This is a genomic window from Streptomyces sp. NPDC048734, from assembly GCF_043198675.1.
GTDB lineage: Bacteria > Actinomycetota > Actinomycetes > Streptomycetales > Streptomycetaceae > Streptomyces.
This window is the reverse complement of sequence record NZ_JBICUZ010000001.1, coordinates 302371-304743: the sequence shown is the minus strand read 5'-3', so window position 1 is coordinate 304743 and position 2373 is coordinate 302371. Positions and strand designations below refer to the sequence as shown.

General features: G+C 69.8%; 4 protein-coding genes. 1 reads left to right on the top strand and 3 read right to left on the bottom strand.

Annotated features, from left to right (window positions below; translation table 11 throughout):
• The 3 genes from ACGFQC_RS01360 to ACGFQC_RS01350 form a co-directional block, all read right to left on the bottom strand.
• Window positions 1-580: chaplin family protein (locus ACGFQC_RS01360; RefSeq protein WP_393287478.1), on the bottom strand; the 580-nt coding region annotated here is incomplete at its 3' end.
• A 106-nt stretch (window positions 581-686) separates the two neighbouring features.
• Window positions 687-914, bottom strand: coding sequence for a chaplin (locus tag ACGFQC_RS01355; protein WP_363088347.1), 228 nt, complete (start codon window positions 912-914; stop codon window positions 687-689).
• Between the two features lie 281 nt (window positions 915-1195).
• Window positions 1196-1585, bottom strand: coding sequence for a rodlin (locus tag ACGFQC_RS01350; RefSeq protein ID WP_363088348.1), 390 nt, complete (start codon window positions 1583-1585; stop codon window positions 1196-1198).
• A gap of 234 nt (window positions 1586-1819) precedes the next feature.
• On the opposite strand from ACGFQC_RS01350, the gene ACGFQC_RS01345 reads away from it, so the two are divergent.
• Window positions 1820-2212, top strand: coding sequence for a rodlin (locus tag ACGFQC_RS01345; RefSeq protein WP_363088349.1), 393 nt, complete (start codon window positions 1820-1822; stop codon window positions 2210-2212).
• Window positions 2213-2373 lie beyond the last annotated feature (161 nt).

Here is a 2373-nt window from a genome sequence, read left to right as displayed (position 1 = left end):
CGGACTCAGAACCGCCGTAGCCCGGCTCCTCCTCACCGGACTGAGAGTCACCGTAGCCCGGCTCCTCCTCACCGGACTCAGAACCGCCATACCCCCGCTCCCCGTCACCGGACGACGATGTCTCGTGGGAGCGGTCCTTCTCCGTGTCACCGGACTGAGAGCCGCCATAACCCGGCTCCCCGTCACCGGACTCAGAACCGCCGTAGCCCGGCTCCTCCTCACCGGACTGAGAGTCACCGTAGCCCGGCTCCTCCTCACCGGACTCAGAACCGCCATACCCCCGCCCCCCGTCACCGGACGACGATGTCTCGTGGGAGCGGTCCTTCTCCGTGTCACCGGGGGTGTTCGCACAGGAGTCGCCGGAGGGCGGGGTCAGGGCGGCGGCGACGTCGGCCGAGTCGCCGCAGGCGTTCGCCGGGACCGTCAGCGGGACCTCGGCGCTGGTGCCCGACACTGCTCCGGGCGAGTTCCTGGCGATGCCGCCCGCGTGCGAGTCGGCCAGGGCGGAACCTCCGTACAGGGACAGAATGCTCGTCGCGGCGGCGGCCGCGACCATCGCCCTGCTCAGGGTCTGTCGCAATCTCGTGGTCTTCCTGCTTGAAGAAGTGGGAAAAGCCGGCCCTGGACGTACCACTCGGTGTCCGGGGCCGGCCTCGATCCGGCCAGACGGCCGGCAGGGCTTTCGGTCAGTCGTTGACGCAGACGTTGCCGGCCGCCGGGTTCAGCAGGCCGATGACGTTGACGGTGTTGCCGCAGACGTTGACCGGAATGTGGATCGGCACCTGGACGACGTTGCCGGAGAGGACACCACCGGAGCCGACGGCCGCGCCGTTGGCACCGGAGTCGGCGAAAGCGGGGGCGGCCCCGCCGAGGGCCAGAACCAGACCTGCGACGACAGCAGCGGTCTTCTTCATGATTTTCCCTTCTCTGCGGTCACGCCTGGATGACGGTCGGAACCGAGCGAGCACAACGGGGACGGCCCGCACCATGACCACAGCCTGCACACGAGGAATTGACGACCGGGGCGACCACGGAACCCACAGCACGACGAATTCACGCGAATGCCTCACTCCGAGACGCGCCACTCCCCCGGTGGGGGCAACCGCGCCGATCCCTTCGCCCCGCGCGCGTCGCGCCGGACGCGAGCGCGCGGCCCGCAACGAGCTCAGCGGGCCGCGCGCGGGACGACTCGGTCTCAGCCGCCGTTCGCCGACAGGACCGACAGGTCCTCCAGGATGTGCGACAGGGCACCGTCGCGCTTGGCCTGGGTGGAGTTGTCGGAGCACTGCTGCGTCAGGTCGTCCGACAGGATCGGGACATCCTGGATCGGGACGAGGTTGACGACGGCGACGTTGATGTCGTCGAGGGCCGCACAGGGCTTGTTGAGCGAGCCGTCGACCAGCGAGAGCTGGGGGCTCATGTCGCCCTTGGTGGACGAGTTGCCGAACGCCGACGAGCCTCCGTTGCCGTTGGACACGGTGGGTCCCGAGTCGTCACCCGTGGCAAGAGCCTGGGGAGCGGCCGCAACCGACATACCGATGACAGAAGCGGCGGCCGCCGCAGCGACCATTGCCTTCTTGAGCACTTCGCGTTCCTTTCCTCGTAGCGACGCACTGTCCTACGGCGAGATCAACCCAGCTCGGTGGTTTTGGTTGCGGGGGTTCACCCGGTTGGCCGCAAAGCCGTGGAATCGACCGGGAACGGACCACCCGCCGCCCGCGGGCATGAGCCAACCGGGTGAACGGGAGAAACCGGTTCGCCTGTCCGGAGTTGACCAGGAGGCTCCGGTGGACGGGGTTTCCGCAGAAAGGACAGGCCAGTGTTCAAGAAGGTTCTTGCCACCACGGCAATCGCCGCTTCCGTCATGGGAGTCTCCGCCGCCGCCGCTCCGCAGGCTCTGGCGATCGGCGACGACAGCGGCCCCACGCTGGCGAACGGCAACGGCGCGACACAGAGCTACGGCAACTCCGCCACGTACGGGAACATGAGCCCGCAGATGGCGCTCATCCAGGGCTCGTTCAACAAGCCCTGCATCGCCGTGAACGACATTCCCGTCGCCGTCGTCAACCTCGTCCCGGTCCAGAACATCCCGATCCTGTCGGACGACCTGACGCAGCAGTGCGCCGAGAACTCCACCCAGGCCAAGCGCGACGGTGCGCTGGCCCACCTCCTGGAGGACGTGTCGATCCTGTCCGCGAACAGCGACGACTGACACCCGCGCGGGGGGGGGGGGGGGGGGGGGGGGGGGGGGGGGGGGGGGGGGGCGCGGGGGCCGGGGGGGGGGGGGGGGGGGGGTGCCGGGGGGGCGGGGGGGGGTGGGGGGGGCGGCGGCGAGGGGGCCGGAGGTCTCGTCGGTGGAGCCGTCGGGGCGGG

What these genes read in the sequence shown, in the direction of transcription:
- ACGFQC_RS01355 (WP_363088347.1), bottom strand. Translation starts at nt 914, where the DNA reads ATGAAGAAGACCGCTGCTGTCGTCGCAGGTCTGGTTCTGGCCCTCGGC.